The organism is uncultured Roseobacter sp., assembly GCF_947491795.1.
Taxonomy (GTDB): domain Bacteria; phylum Pseudomonadota; class Alphaproteobacteria; order Rhodobacterales; family Rhodobacteraceae; genus Roseobacter.
The window spans coordinates 742,228-755,700 of record NZ_CANLKW010000003.1 but is presented as its reverse complement, the minus strand read 5'-3'; the positions used below and the strand labels follow the sequence as shown (position 1 = coordinate 755,700).

At 60.4% G+C, this 13,473-nt stretch carries 17 protein-coding genes; 11 read left to right on the top strand and 6 right to left on the bottom strand.

The features are described from left to right. Positions 1-5 precede the first annotated feature (5 nt). The 3 genes from sucC to mdh all read right to left on the bottom strand — a co-directional run bounded on the left by sucC (position 6) and on the right by mdh (position 3,399). A complete protein-coding gene (sucC, locus tag Q1A34_RS15485; RefSeq protein ID WP_300036025.1) occupies positions 6-1,199 on the bottom strand; it encodes an ADP-forming succinate--CoA ligase subunit beta in 1,194 nt (397 codons plus the stop codon). Positions 1,200-1,467: 268 nt separating this feature from the next. Further along, complete coding sequence (locus Q1A34_RS15480) at positions 1,468-2,175, bottom strand: PEP-CTERM sorting domain-containing protein (protein WP_300036022.1); 708 nt, start codon at positions 2,173-2,175, stop codon at positions 1,468-1,470. Positions 2,176-2,436: 261 nt separating this feature from the next. Further along, positions 2,437-3,399 (bottom strand): malate dehydrogenase, encoded by a 963-nt coding sequence (gene mdh / locus Q1A34_RS15475; RefSeq protein ID WP_300036019.1) that lies wholly within the window; start codon positions 3,397-3,399, stop codon positions 2,437-2,439. A gap of 157 nt (positions 3,400-3,556) precedes the next feature. Between mdh and Q1A34_RS15470 the strand changes: the two genes are divergently transcribed. Beyond that, the gene (locus Q1A34_RS15470) at positions 3,557-4,303 is read left to right on the top strand and encodes a sulfite exporter TauE/SafE family protein (RefSeq protein ID WP_300036723.1); all 747 of its coding nucleotides are present in this window, start codon (positions 3,557-3,559) and stop codon (positions 4,301-4,303) included. 93 nt (positions 4,304-4,396) lie between these two features. On the opposite strand, the gene Q1A34_RS15465 is transcribed toward Q1A34_RS15470, so the two are convergent. After that, entirely contained in the window at positions 4,397-4,729 is a 333-nt protein-coding gene (locus Q1A34_RS15465) for a hypothetical protein (protein ID WP_300036016.1), read from the bottom strand. Positions 4,730-5,060: 331 nt separating this feature from the next. Between Q1A34_RS15465 and Q1A34_RS15460 the strand changes: the two genes are divergently transcribed. Genes Q1A34_RS15460 through Q1A34_RS15440 form a run of 5 tightly spaced genes read left to right on the top strand, consistent with a single transcriptional unit; the run spans position 5,061 to position 8,474 of the window. Next, positions 5,061-5,918: a CoA ester lyase gene (locus tag Q1A34_RS15460; RefSeq protein ID WP_300036012.1), complete on the top strand. Its 858-nt coding sequence runs from the start codon at positions 5,061-5,063 to the stop codon at positions 5,916-5,918. 4 nt (positions 5,919-5,922) lie between these two features. Beyond that, complete coding sequence (locus tag Q1A34_RS15455; protein WP_300036009.1) at positions 5,923-6,495, top strand: NnrU family protein; 573 nt, start codon at positions 5,923-5,925, stop codon at positions 6,493-6,495. A 15-nt stretch (positions 6,496-6,510) separates the two neighbouring features. Further along, a complete protein-coding gene (locus tag Q1A34_RS15450) occupies positions 6,511-6,714 on the top strand; it encodes a DUF1737 domain-containing protein (protein ID WP_300036006.1) in 204 nt (67 codons plus the stop codon). Continuing rightward, on the top strand, positions 6,714-7,745 hold the full coding sequence (locus Q1A34_RS15445; RefSeq protein WP_300036003.1) for a MaoC family dehydratase: 1,032 nt from the start codon (positions 6,714-6,716) through the stop codon (positions 7,743-7,745). The genes Q1A34_RS15450 and Q1A34_RS15445 overlap by 1 nt, the downstream gene beginning before the upstream one ends. Before the next feature lie 15 nt (positions 7,746-7,760). Continuing rightward, entirely contained in the window at positions 7,761-8,474 is a 714-nt protein-coding gene (locus Q1A34_RS15440; RefSeq protein ID WP_300036000.1) for a DUF4344 domain-containing metallopeptidase, read from the top strand. A 111-nt stretch (positions 8,475-8,585) separates the two neighbouring features. Here the strand turns inward: Q1A34_RS15440 and Q1A34_RS15435 are convergent, their stop codons facing one another. Both Q1A34_RS15435 and Q1A34_RS15430 read right to left on the bottom strand, forming a co-directional pair. Continuing rightward, positions 8,586-8,840, bottom strand: a complete 255-nt coding sequence (locus Q1A34_RS15435; protein WP_300035998.1) for an ATP-grasp domain-containing protein — start codon at positions 8,838-8,840, stop codon at positions 8,586-8,588. After that, positions 8,785-9,336, bottom strand: coding sequence for a hypothetical protein (locus Q1A34_RS15430; protein ID WP_300035995.1), 552 nt, complete (start codon positions 9,334-9,336; stop codon positions 8,785-8,787). Before Q1A34_RS15430 ends, Q1A34_RS15435 begins: the two co-directional genes overlap by 56 nt. 215 nt (positions 9,337-9,551) lie before the next feature. Here Q1A34_RS15430 and Q1A34_RS15425 point away from each other — a divergent pair, with 215 nt between their 5' ends. The 5 genes from Q1A34_RS15425 to Q1A34_RS15405 all read left to right on the top strand — a co-directional run bounded on the left by Q1A34_RS15425 (position 9,552) and on the right by Q1A34_RS15405 (position 13,332). Next, positions 9,552-10,259, top strand: a complete 708-nt coding sequence (locus Q1A34_RS15425; RefSeq protein ID WP_300035992.1) for a DUF1194 domain-containing protein — start codon at positions 9,552-9,554, stop codon at positions 10,257-10,259. A 110-nt stretch (positions 10,260-10,369) separates the two neighbouring features. After that, on the top strand, positions 10,370-10,753 hold the full coding sequence (sdhC, locus tag Q1A34_RS15420; protein ID WP_300035989.1) for a succinate dehydrogenase, cytochrome b556 subunit: 384 nt from the start codon (positions 10,370-10,372) through the stop codon (positions 10,751-10,753). A 10-nt stretch (positions 10,754-10,763) separates the two neighbouring features. Continuing rightward, positions 10,764-11,135, top strand: a complete 372-nt coding sequence (sdhD, locus tag Q1A34_RS15415; RefSeq protein WP_300035986.1) for a succinate dehydrogenase, hydrophobic membrane anchor protein — start codon at positions 10,764-10,766, stop codon at positions 11,133-11,135. A 62-nt stretch (positions 11,136-11,197) separates the two neighbouring features. Further along, positions 11,198-13,003, top strand: a complete 1,806-nt coding sequence (gene sdhA / locus Q1A34_RS15410; protein WP_300035983.1) for a succinate dehydrogenase flavoprotein subunit — start codon at positions 11,198-11,200, stop codon at positions 13,001-13,003. Next, the gene (locus Q1A34_RS15405) at positions 13,003-13,332 is read left to right on the top strand and encodes a hypothetical protein (protein ID WP_300035980.1); all 330 of its coding nucleotides are present in this window, start codon (positions 13,003-13,005) and stop codon (positions 13,330-13,332) included. Before sdhA ends, Q1A34_RS15405 begins: the two co-directional genes overlap by 1 nt. Positions 13,333-13,473: the final 141 nt, after the last annotated feature.

Genomic DNA, 13,473 nt, shown 5'->3' with positions numbered 1-13,473 from the left:
AAAGATCAGCCCTTTACAGCTTTCACGATTTTTTGTGCGCCGTCTTTCAGATCGTCGGCGGCGATTACATCCACATCAGAGTTGTTGATGATGTCTTTGCCTTCCTGAACGTTGGTGCCTTCGAGGCGCACCACCAGCGGCACCTGCAGGCCGACCTCTTTGACCGCGGCGACCACACCTTCGGCGATCACATCGCAGCGCATAATGCCGCCGAAGATGTTGACCAGGATCCCTTTGACGTTCGGGTCAGAGGTGATGATTTTGAACGCCTCGGTCACCTTTTCCTTGGTCGCACCGCCTCCCACATCGAGAAAGTTGGCAGGCTCGGCGCCATAGAGCTTGATGATGTCCATCGTCGCCATGGCAAGGCCCGCGCCGTTGACCATGCAGCCGATCTCGCCATCGAGCGCGATGTAGTTGAGGTCATATTTGGAGGCTTCCAGCTCCTTGCTGTCTTCCTCGGTGGTGTCGCGCAGTTCGGCGATATCCGCGTGGCGGTAGATCGCGTTGCCGTCAAAGGCCACTTTGGCATCCAGGACCTTCAGATCACCGCCGTCGGTCACGATCAGCGGGTTGATCTCCAGCATCTCCATGTCTTTTTCCATGAAGGCTTTGTAGAGCAGCCCCATCAGACCGACGCATTGTTTGACCTGCTTGCCCTCAAGCCCGAGGGCAAAGGCGATGCGGCGACCGTGAAACGCCTGATAGCCGGAGGCGGGATCAACAGAGAAGGACAGGATTTTCTCGGGCGTGGCGGCTGCAACCTCTTCGATGTCCATGCCGCCTTCGGTGGAGCAGACAAAACTTACACGGCTGGTCTGGCGGTCCACCAGAAGCGCCAGATAAAGCTCGGTGGAAATGCCGGAGCCGTCTTCGATGTAGATCCGGTTGACCTGTTTGCCTGCGGGGCCGGTCTGGTGGGTGACCAGCGTGCGGCCCAGCATCTTTTTGGCCTCTTCCGCGGCTTCCTCTACCGATTTCGTCAGACGCACACCGCCCTTTTCGCCGGCGTCGGGTTCTTTGAAGCTGCCCTTGCCGCGGCCACCTGCGTGGATCTGCGCCTTGACCACCCACATCGGACCATCAAGCGCGCCTGCAGCGGTCTTTGCTTCCTCGGCGCGCAGAACAACGCGTCCGTCAGAAACAGGGGCGCCATAGCTGCGCAACAGTGCCTTGGCCTGATATTCATGGATATTCATGGTGTCCGTCCTGTGGTTGTGTCTGGAGTCTTGTCCCAACTAAGAGGACAACAACGGACGAAAACAACCGGTTTCAGGCGTAAACCCGTGATGTGGCGAAGAAAAGCAAATTTTGTGATCACAGGGATTTTGGGTGTGATCACAAAACGGTGGCTGGCAATAAATTCTTAATTATTCTGCTGATTCCAGCACTTTTGCGCGACTCGCAAAAAATGCGCCGCCCGGAGGCGACGCATTGTGTCCTGGACAGGGTGTCCCGTCAGCTGTATCAGGCGGCGTTTTTACGACGACGCGCGTACCAGCCCATCAGGCCCATACCACCTGCGAGCAGGGGCAGGGATGCCGGGACCGGCACGGCTTCGACGGAAGCAACGGACAGGTAGATTTCCTGACCCTTTGCTGAGCCGATGCTGGTAAAGTCGAAGTCGCGGGAAGAACCCAGCGCGTCGAGAATGACCATACCGTTGTCGCCTGTATCGAAGGCAACGCCATCGATCAGCAGAGCGCCGACCACGTTGCTGATCAGGTTGTGACCTGCGTCACGGATCTGCAGCGCTGTCAGTTTGACGCTCGTGCTGAAAGACAGTGTCAGTTCTTCGGGGCTGACCAGGTTGTCATCGCCCGGTGTTGTGCCGACGTTGGACGAACACTGGCTGATGCCCGCGCCAAAGGTGCCGGACGAACAGACGCCCAGACCAGCATTGCGCGCGTCCATGAACGGATGCGTGCCTGTCAGCGAAGAGGCTGCCACGGTGATGCCCATGCTTGTGTCTTTGCCGGAAGTACCGGCATCGACGGCGCGTGCGCTGTCGCCGTAAACCTGATCGAAGGTGCCTTCAAACTTTTTGCCACCGACATTGTCGACGCTGGAATTAAAGAACGCAGTTGCGTCAGCATCAAAGTCAAAAGTAGCGGCATGTGCCGCCATAGATGAAAGTGCAACGACTGCCGCCGTCGCGAGTACTCTTGTGAACATTGTATCCCTCGTTTTCCGACCGGTTTTTTCTGAGGCCGGATTTGCATGGTACCAGGTGGATAATTCCAACCCGACGGGAACACTCCCGCAAAAGTAAACTAAACGTTAACAGGGCATTTAAGAACTGATTTTTGGGAAAATGGCCAAATAAGGGCAAAATCTCTACCATCGCGGGAAATCAGGAATGCGCTGAGCGATTTGCACAAAAAAAGCCGGCCCCACTCGGCGCCGGCTTTTCAAACTGATTTCCTGGAGAATCGCTCAGGAAAGGCTGCCGTCGATGCCTTTGCAGGCCTCTACGAGACCTTTCACAGCCTTTACGGAGCTGTCGAACATGGCCTGTTCTTCCTTGTTCATCGAGATTTCGACGACACGTTCGACGCCACCGGCACCGATCACGGTGGGCACGCCCACATAAAACCCGTTCAGGCCGTAGGCACCGTCCACAAAGGCGGCACAGGGCAGCACGCGTTTCTGGTCTTTGAGATAGCTTTCCGCCATTTCAATTGCGGATGTGGCGGGCGCATAAAACGCCGATCCGGTTTTCAGCAGTCCCACGATTTCAGCACCGCCATCGCGCGTCCGCTGGACGATCGCATCCATCTTTTCCTGGGTTGTCCAGCCCATTTTCACCAGATCAGGCAGCGGAATACCGGCAACCGTGGAATAGCGCACCAGCGGCACCATCGTGTCGCCATGTCCGCCCAGAACAAAGGCCGTGACGTCTTTCATGGAGACATTGAATTCCTCGGCCAGGAAATGACGGAAGCGGGCAGAGTCCAGAACGCCCGCCATGCCGCAGACCTTCTCGTGCGGCAGGCCGGAGAATTCGCGCAGCGCCCAGACCATCGCATCCAGCGGGTTGGTGATGCAGATGACAAAAGCGTCCGGTGCATGCGCGGCGATGCCCTCGCCCACGGATTTCATCACTTTGAGGTTGATGCCCAGCAGGTCGTCGCGGCTCATTCCAGGTTTGCGGGCCACACCGGCGGTTACAATACAGACATCTGCGCCTGCGATGTCCTCGTAAGACTGTGTGCCGGACAGCGATGCGTCGAATTTACCGGCCGGACCGCTCTCCGCGATGTCCAGCGCCTTACCCTCGGGGGTGCCTTCTGCGATGTCGAAAAGGACCACGTCTCCGAGTTCCTTAAGAGCGGCGAGATGGGCGAGTGTGCCGCCGATCTGGCCAGCGCCGATCAGCGCAATTTTGGGTCTTGCCATTGGTGAATGCTCCGCATGCGGTTTAGGTTGGCATCGTGCTATCCAATCATGCCTCTAAGCGCAAGTTCACAGCGCAAAGCGTGATGTGGCGTGCCCCGCGCGGCGTGCGCCATGGACAAGTGCCTTGTTTCGCGCCAGGAGTTGGCGCGTGCTGATTATGGACCAGACATTCTTTGCCATCGCGGGGCCCGCGGTTGTCTTTGCGGGCATATCCAAAGGCGGGTTCGGGTCGGGTGCGGCCTTTGCATCGGCCAGTGTGCTGGCGCTGGTGATTGATCCGGGGCTGGCACTGGGCGTGATGCTGCCACTGCTGATGCTGATCGACCTGAGCACGCTGGCGCCTTACTGGAAACGCTGGGACAGAGAGGCTGCAAAGCTGCTGATGCTGGGGGCCGTGCCCGGTGTGGTGCTGGGCGCACTGCTCTACCGTGTGGCGCAACCGGATCATTTCCGCATTCTGATCGGGGGCATTTCTGTCGGATTTGTCATCTGGCAGCTTGCCCAGCGGCGGGGCACTGTTTCGATCCGAAAGAGAGAGGTTCCGGCCTGGGCGGGGGCGCTGGCCGGGGTCGCTGCAGGGTTCACGTCCTTTGTCAGCCACGCAGGCGGCCCGCCCGCAGCGATCTACATGCTGTCAAAGGGCCTGTCGAAAACAGAATACCAGGCCACAACCGTGCTGGTGTTCTGGATTGTGAATATCGGAAAATTCGTTCCCTATGCCTGGCTGGGCATGTTCACGGCCGAGACGGCGCTAGCCAATCTCTACCTTGCGCCCTTTGCGTTGCTGGGCGCATGGCTGGGGGTGCGGGCGCACTACCTTTTCCCGGAGAGGCTGTTTTTCGGCCTCACGTACGTGCTGCTCACCGTGACCGGATGCAAGCTGATCTGGGACGGGCTTTTCTGAGCTGCCGGGGCTGCCGGCGCCCGGTTTTCATGCACGGCTGGCGCGCAGACACCTGCCGGTTCTCCCGGCAGGCCGTTGCACAGCCGCTTCTGATCAGGCGTCGTTGCCTTTGGCGGGCAGAGCCTCTGCCAGTTCCTCAAACGACTGACCGGATGCCACAAGGCAGGTCATACCGTTCGGGGTGGTGACAGTGATCGTCCATGTGCCGGTCTCGTCAGAGGCAAAAACCTCGACCACGGCGTTGTTGGCACCCAGCCCCATGGACTGGCGCGTCTCGCCATAGCCGTCTGCTAGCCGGTCAACAACGGCTTCACGCGGACCGCAGTTGCGGGTGTTTTGCGCAGAAGCTTCCGTAGTCGCGGAAATCCACAGCGCCGATGCGGCGGTTAAAGCGCCGAGATGCAGTATCTTTGATGTGCGTTTCATAGTGTGTATGCCTTCATTCGAAAGGCTTCACCCGCTGTCATCTGGCCTGCCGGTTCCCGGCGATGACCGGGCGGCCCCGGTTCAAGATAGCGTTCCGGCGACCCCGGGAGCTCTGCCAGGCAGTTTCACCACCCAGGCGGATCCGGCATCAGGAACACGTACAGCATCGTCCTCAGGACTGAAATATTGGTTAACCCGCCGCACGCAAACTGTTCGAATTTGATATTTGCTGCATTGCAGCGGGATTCTTCTTGAACTTTCTGCAAAAAAATGCGTGTGTCCGCGCAACTTTATAATGCGCCCGACCGGCGTATCGGAACCGGAGAATTCAATGACCGCCTCATCCCGCCCGCTCAGATCTGTGCTGTATATCCCCGGCTCCCGCGACCGGGCGCTGGAAAAAGCCAAGTCTTTACCTGTGGATGCCATCATTTTCGACCTTGAGGATGCGGTGGCCCCTGACGAAAAGACGACCGCCCGGGGCACACTGGCCGCTGCGTTGGCGGCGGGCGGCTATGGTGCGCGCCTGAAAATTGTGCGGATCAATGCGCTGGGCACGGAATGGGGCGCTGATGACGCACATGCTGTTGCGTCGATGGGGGCAGATGCGGTGCTTTTGCCCAAAGTGGACGGACCTGATGACCTGGATGCGCTGCAGGCAATCACCGGCGATCTGCCGGTCTGGGCGATGATGGAGACCCCCCTGGGCATTATAAATGCGGCATCCATCGCGGCGCATCCCGCGCTGCAGGGGATGGTGATGGGCACCAACGATCTGGCAAAAGACATGGGCGCGCGTTTCCGCACGGACCGGCTGCCACTGATGGGGGGGCTGTCGCTCTGCCTGCTTGCGGCAAAGGCCCATGGGATTGCGATCGTCGATGGTGTCTACAATGCATTCAAAGACACCGAAGGCCTGGAACACGAATGCGCCCAGGGCCGCGATATGGGGTTTGACGGCAAAACCCTGATCCACCCTGCGCAGGTCGACACCGCCAACGACGCGTTTTCGCCCACTGCAGGGGAGGTCGACCTGGCTGCGCGGCAGATAGAAGCCTATGACGCCGCTGTTGCCGCAGGTCAGGCGGTTGCTGTGGTCGATGGCAGGATCGTTGAAAATCTGCATGTTGCCACGGCACGCGAAACACTGGCAAAGTCCGCAGCAATAGAAGCCATGCGCGCGGAGTGACCCCATGAGTCTGTTTTTCATAGCACTGCTGGTCCTTGGGCTGATCCTGTGGACTGCGGCACATTATTTCAAACGGATCATGCCGGCACAGCGCGCGGGCCTGGGCAATGCGGGCAAGGGGCTGGTGGCGCTGGGCATTGTTGCCGGGCTGGTGCTGATGATCATGGGCTACCGCGCGGCGCCTTTTGTGCCCGTCTGGAACCCGCCGGCCTTTATGGTGCATGTCAACAACACGCTGATGCTGCTGGCGCTGTGGGTCTATGGCTCCAGTGCCGCCAAAGGTGCCAAAGCCTGGCCCGCGTATAAACTGCGCCACCCGCAGCTGACCGGTTTCAAGATCTGGGCCTTTGCGCACCTGCTGGTAAACGGGGATCTGGCGTCGCTGATCCTGTTTGGCGGGTTGCTGGCCTGGGCCGTGGGACAGGTCATCGTGATCAACCGCGCCGAGCCCGACTGGACCGCGCCCGAGCCCGCGGGGCGTGCCACCTATATCCGTCTGGCGGTCATTTCGCTGGTGCTCTTTGCGGCCATCGCCGCGCTTCACAACTGGCTGGGCGTCTGGCCCTTCCCTCTCTGAACACGGGGTATCCTGATGAGACTTTACCGTTTTCTCTCTGAAGAGGACACATCCGCCTTTTGTCACAAGGTCACCGAGGCGCTGAACAAAGGCTGGGAGCTGCACGGCAGCCCGACCCAGACCTGGGATCATGCGGCCGGTGTCATGCGCTGCGGCCAGGCCGTCGTAAAAGACGCGCCCGGCGTCTATACCGCTGACACCAGACTGGGGGCGCAGTAATGGCCAGAACGAACCCGGGCCGTTTCTTTGAGGATTACGCGCCCGGCCAGGTGATCCGCCACGCCGTGCCGCGGACCGTTAAGATGGGCGAGCGGGCTCTTTACCACATGCTCTATCCCGCCCGGCACGCGCTTTATTCCTCGGATCAGTTCGCGCAGAGCTCGGGCCTGCCGTTCAGCCCGCTGGATGACATGATCGCTTTTCATGTGGTTTTCGGCAAAACGGTGCCGGATATCTCGCTCAATGCGGTTGCAAATCTGGGGTATGCCGAAGGGCGCTGGATCACACCTGTCTGGCCGGGAGACACGCTGCGCTCGGAATCCGAGGTGATCGGGGTCAAGGAAAACTCCAATGGCAAATCCGGCGTGGTCTGGGTGCGGACGCGTGGCCTCAACCAGCATGACGAGACTGTTCTGGAATATGTCCGCTGGGTCATGGTGCGCAAAAACCGGCTGGACGCACCCGCGCCGGAGACGGTGATCCCCGAGCTTGCACAGGCTGTCCCGGCAGACCGGCTGGTGATCCCGGGAGGCCTCGACTTTACCGGCTATGACTTCACCCTTGCGGGCGAGCCGCATCGCTGGGGCGATTACGCCATCGGCGAACAGATCGATCACGTTGACGGCGTGACGATCGAGGAAGCCGAGCATATGATGGCCACGCGACTGTGGCAGAACACAGCCAAAGTGCATTTTGACACGTCGGCCCGGCCTGATGGCACCCGTCTGATCTATGGCGGCCATGTGATTTCCATGGCACGCGCGCTCAGCTTTAATGGTCTGGCAAACGCACAGATGGTTGTGGGGCTGAACAGCGGCGCCCATGCCAACCCATGCCTTGCCGGTGACACGGTGCGCGCCTGGTCCGAAGTGCTGGACAAGGCAGAAACCGATGCGCCGGGGGTCGGAACCATCCGGCTGCGACTGGTGGCGACAAAAGGCGGCGACCCCTTTACGCTGCGGGGCGAAGACGGCAAATATCTGCCGCATGTGCTGCTCGATCTGGACTACTGGGCGCTGATGCCGCTCTGATCCCCGGGAGACCCTGTGAGAACGCTGACCGCCGCAATTTCCTTTCTGCTCTGTCTTGGGGGCGGCGTTCTGGCCTCCGAGCGTGAAGATGCCTTTGTCGAGGCCAATGTGCTGGCCATCCTTTATCATGAGATGGGGCATGCGCTGATTGACCTGCTGGCGCTGCCGGTCTTTGGCCAGGAAGAGGACGCAGCCGATGTGCTGAGCGTGTTGCTGATCCACGACCTCTATGACGAGGACGACGCCACGGGCATTATCTATGATGCGGCCTTTGGCTTTCTGGGCGAGGCGCAGGAAAACGAACCGGCCCTGTGGGATGTGCACGGACCTGACCTTCAGCGCTATTATACAATGATCTGCCTCTTCTATGGCGCAAATCCCGGGGACCGCGCGGATCTGGCCGCCGAGCTTGATCTGCCTGATGAGCGCGCAGAGACCTGCGAGGAAGAATACGCGCTGGCCGCTGACAGCTGGGGCCCGGTGCTGGATGACATCACCGCAGGTGATCCCGCGCAGTCGATGGTCTATGACGGCCCCCGCGACACGCTGATCGGCGCACTGGTGGCAGAGGAGGTTGCCGCACTGAACACCGATTTTGACCTGCCCGCGCAGCTGGACATCGTTGTCGGGGACTGCGGCGAGGCCAACGGGTTCTACGATCCTGAACTGGCACGCATCACCATCTGCACTGAACTCGACGGGTATCTGCGCGACCTGGCGGATTTCTGAAGCAAGGCCGCGGCGCGCGGGATGTGCCGGGCGCAGGTGGGGTGTTGAGGGGCGGAATGTGCGCGACAAACCCGACGCAACTCCGCGACAGCAAAAACTCAGTTTCTGATGTCAGCCAGCCGAAAATGCGTCGATGGACGATACCAGCTTCAGCAGGTCAGCCTCGTAGAAGCCGGCAGCATTGATGCAGTTCGTTTCGAGCATCTTCAGCCCGTCATCTGTGCGACAGATGTCGATCACATAAGCGGGTGCATAGCCTGGGTTCGCCGCGACCAGCGTCCTTGCAAATTCCAGGGCGTCATCATCAATTTCAGTTCTGTAAACGACCCGCGAGCCCTCTTTGTAGAGAGAGAGAGAAAGTAACAATTGCGTCTCTTACCACCCACAGTTGCCATTCTTTGAGAATGCGAACGGGCGGCGTGAACATCATTTCTGTATCGTGACGAAGAGAGCCTTTTGGTATTTCGTGCTCTTCCAGGGCGAGTACCTTGTTGGCCAAATCAATGATTTCACCGGCAGACTTTACGTTTCCCGGCTCTTCTTTGCTGTCTTCCACCGGGCGTAAGAACCAGTCTTTTCCGTCATCGGGCAGGTGTTCGGGAACATCGCGCAGCGTTAAGAAAAGAGCATCCGCACCATTAAGCAGAAACGGGTGCCAGGGTATCTCATGGACAAAGGGTCTGATTTTAAAAACACCGGGTTTCAGGTCGTTGGCCAGTGCGTATCGCCACAGGGTATAAGAGCCGAACATGACCACGGCGTTCGGGTTACTGATGGTCGGAGCCGGTGTCAGTTCGCCGATAAACGGAATGACTTTGTGCCACGTGTACGGAATCTCCAGCCGATCGGGCGCATCAGCCATTTTCCGGGTGTCCTCAAAATCCTGAAGTATCCATTGCAGGCGTTTGAGCTCAGATCTGACAGCTTTGTTCCGCACACAGAGAACATCATCGGGCGAAATGCTCAACAGCAGATACTGAAGCAATGTGGTATCTCAGTGGGTGCACGCTCAAACCGGCCATCCCACCCCACCGCTTTCCAGGTGACAACCGCGCCGGGTCGGGTAGGCTTGGCCGCATGCTCCGGACGCTTGCCATCCTCCTGACACTCATTACCGGCACGCCAGCCATGGCCTGTCAGCTGGCGCTTGTTCTGGCCGTGGATGTCTCCGGCTCGGTCGATGCGCGGGAATTCCGAATTCAGATGGACGGGCTGGCCGAGGCGCTGCGGGACGGTATCGTCATTGACGCGCTGATCAGTCAGGAGGCGATGGTCACGGTGATCCAGTGGACAGGCTCCTCGCGCCAGCGCCAGACCATCCCCTGGACACCGGTGCGCAGCGGCGATGATGCAGACGCTCTGGCCGAGGCTGTTGCCACGAACAAACGTGTCTGGCGGAATTTCTCGACGGCCATCGGCGAGGCACTGAGCGCGTCAGAAGCTGCTCTCCTGCAGGTGCCGCACTGTGCGCGCCGCGTGATTGATGTCTCGGGCGACGGGATCTCCAACGAGGGGCCGGAGCCCGCCACCCGCCATGCAGCGCTCGCGGAAATGGGCGTGACGGTCAACGCCCTGGCGATCGAGACAGACGAAACCGATCTGACGGGCTGGTTTTACGAGAACCTGATCACGGGCGAGGGGGCCTTTGTGATCACCGCCAATGGCTTTGAGGATTACCCTGCGCAGATCCGCCGCAAACTGCAGCGCGAGACCACGCGGCAGCTCAGTGGTCTGCCACAATGTGATCACACAGGTTTTTCTTGTGATCACATTATCAAAAAGTGAACAGAATTCTGCTAAATCGCGCCAAATTACCGCGCCTGTGGCCGCTCCGGCCAGGTGACAATACGGCAATATAGGGTACTAATACGCTCAGGGAACAAAAGGAATCTATTATGGCCGATGTGAACCGGGGCAATCGCCCGTTGTCACCGCACCTGTCGATCTATCGCCCGCAGCTTACCTCCATGACGTCGATCCTGACGCGGATCACCGGCAATGCGCTGCTGATCTCTGCGCTGCTGGTGGTCTGGTGGTTTCTGGCCGCGGCGACATCTCCTGAGTATTTCGCCGTTGCAGACGGGGTGCTGACCAGCTGGTTCGGCGATCTGGTCATGCTGCTGTCGGTCTGGGGCCTGTGGTATCACACGCTGGCCGGTCTGCGGCATCTGATCTGGGATCAGGGCGTCGGGCTGGACCTGGAGACAGCCTATAAACTCGGCTATGCAGTGATCGGCGGCTCTTTTGTGCTGACCCTGCTGACCATCATCATTGTCTGAGGGGGCCGGTATGAGCTATCTGACTGACCGAAAACGCGCCACCGGAATGGGGTCGGCCAAAACCGGCACAGAACACCACTGGTCCATGACCGTCAGTTCCGGCGCCCTGCTGATCCTGATCCCGCTTTTTGTCTTTACCTTTGGCCCGATGCTGGGCGCCCCCCATGAGGACGTCACCGCCTATTTCGCCCGTCCGTTCCCGGCGGTCGTTGCAGCGCTGACCATCATCGTGACGTTTAAGCATTTTGCCGGCGGGGTGCAGGCCCTGATCGAGGACTACGTGCACGGGCTGGCGCAGAAAATTACCATCATCGCCACGACATGCCTGTCCTATGCCGCAATGGCGACCGGGCTTTACGCCATCGTGCGACTGGCCCTCTGACCGAACATTCCGCACCGGGCCGTACGTGCCCGGCGCAACCTCACACATCCGGGAGAAATTCCATGGCTGCTTACGAATACGAAACACACGAATACGACGTTGTTGTCGTCGGGGCCGGGGGCGCTGGTCTGCGCGCCACGCTGGGCATGGCCGAACAGGGGCTGCGCACCGCCTGCGTGACCAAGGTCTTTCCGACCCGGTCGCACACGGTTGCGGCCCAGGGGGGCATCGCCGCCTCGCTGGCCAACATGGGGCCCGACAACTGGCAGTGGCACATGTATGACACCGTCAAAGGCTCTGACTGGCTGGGCGACACGGATGCGATGGAATACCTGGCGCGCGAGGCCCCCAAAGCGGTTTATGAGCTGGAGCACTACGGCGTGCCCTTTTCCCGCACCGAAGAAGGCAAGATTTATCAGCGTCCCTTTGGCGGTCACACCACCGAATTCGGTGAAGGCCCCGCCGTGCAGCGGACCTGTGCTGCCGCTGACCGCACCGGCCACGCGATCCTGCACACGCTCTATGGCCAGTCGCTGAAAAACAACGCGGAATTCTACATCGAATATTTCGCGATCGACCTGATCATGTCCGACGATGGCGTCTGCCAGGGGGTGCTCTGCTGGAAACTCGATGACGGCACGCTGCATCTCTTTGCCTCCAAAATGGTCGTGCTGGCCACGGGCGGCTATGGCCGTGCCTATTTCTCGGCCACGTCCGCACACACCTGCACCGGCGACGGCGGCGGCATGACGGCACGTGCGGGCCTGCCGCTGCAGGACATGGAATTCGTTCAGTTCCACCCCACGGGCATCTACGGCGCGGGCTGTCTGATCACCGAAGGCGCACGCGGCGAGGGCGGATACCTGACCAATTCCGAGGGCGAGCGCTTCATGGAACGCTATGCGCCCCAGTACAAAGACCTCGCACCGCGCGACTATGTCAGCCGCTGCATGACGATGGAAATCCGCGAGGGCCGGGGCGTGGGCAAGGACGGTGACCACATTCACCTCAACCTCAGCCACCTGCCGCCCGAGACGCTGAAACTGCGCCTGCCGGGGATATCGGAAAGCGCGCGCGTCTTTGCCGGTGTGAACCTCAACAAAGAGCCGATCCCGGTGCTGCCCACCGTACACTACAATATGGGTGGCATTCCCACGAACTACTGGGGCGAGGTGCTGGCCCCGACATCCGACGACCCTGACCGCGTCTCGCCGGGCCTGATGGCCGTGGGCGAGGCCGGCTGTGCCTCCGTGCACGGGGCCAACCGCCTGGGCTCCAACTCGCTCATTGACCTGGTGGTCTTTGGCCGGGCTGCGGCGATCCGTGCGGGTAAAATCGTCGATCCGGACAGTGCTGTGCCGACACCGAATGCAAACTCGATCCAGGCTGCGCTCGACCGCTTTGACAACACCCGCTACGCCAAGGGGCACACGCCCACGGCGGAACTGCGGCTCGAAATGCAGCAGACCATGCAGAAGGACGCAGCCGTGTTCCGCGCCAATGACACTCTGGCTGACGGCAAAAAAGCTATGGAAGAGGTCGCGGGCAAATGGGCGGATGTGGGCGTGACCGACCGCAGCCTTGTGTGGAACTCGGACCTGATGGAAACGCTGGAACTGGCCAACCTCATCCCCAACGCCGTGGCGACCATCACCGGGGCCGAAGCGCGCAAGGAAAGCCGTGGCGCGCACGCGCATGAGGATTTCCCCGAGCGCGATGACGTGAACTGGCGCAAACACTCGCTGATCTGGTTCAAGGGCAGCAAAGCGAGCCTGGGCTATCGTGGCGTGCATGAACAGGCGCTGACCAGCCACAATGACGGCGGCATCGACCCCAAAAAGATCGCTCCGAAAAAGAGGACGTTCTGATGGGCCGTCTGACCCGCACAGTCGCTGGTGCGGCGACCCTGGCATTGCTGCTGACCGGGGCCACGGCCGCCATGGCGGATGTGTCGCGCGGCATTACCGACCAGAAATATCACGGTGGCAAATACACGCACGGCCAGCGGCAGGTGCTGCGCGGCGGGGGGCATGGCGATGCTCTGGCCTTTTGCCCGGTCGAGCACCGGGGCATCTACCGGGGTGATCTTTATTGTTATGTCCCTGTGCGTGCCGTCCGCGCCCCGCGTCACCAGGCCTGTCCTGCGGGCTTTACCGGGTTTTACCGCGGCAATATCTTTTGCACGGAACAACGCTGAACTGATGGGCAAAGACACCGATACCACGTGGCAGATGCGCCAGGACCTGCGGGGCAGGGGGCAGACAGTGCACCCGGCCAGAACCCCGGCGCCCCGGCTGCGTGGGTCTGAACCTGATGCGGGTGCCGCAGGACCGGGAAA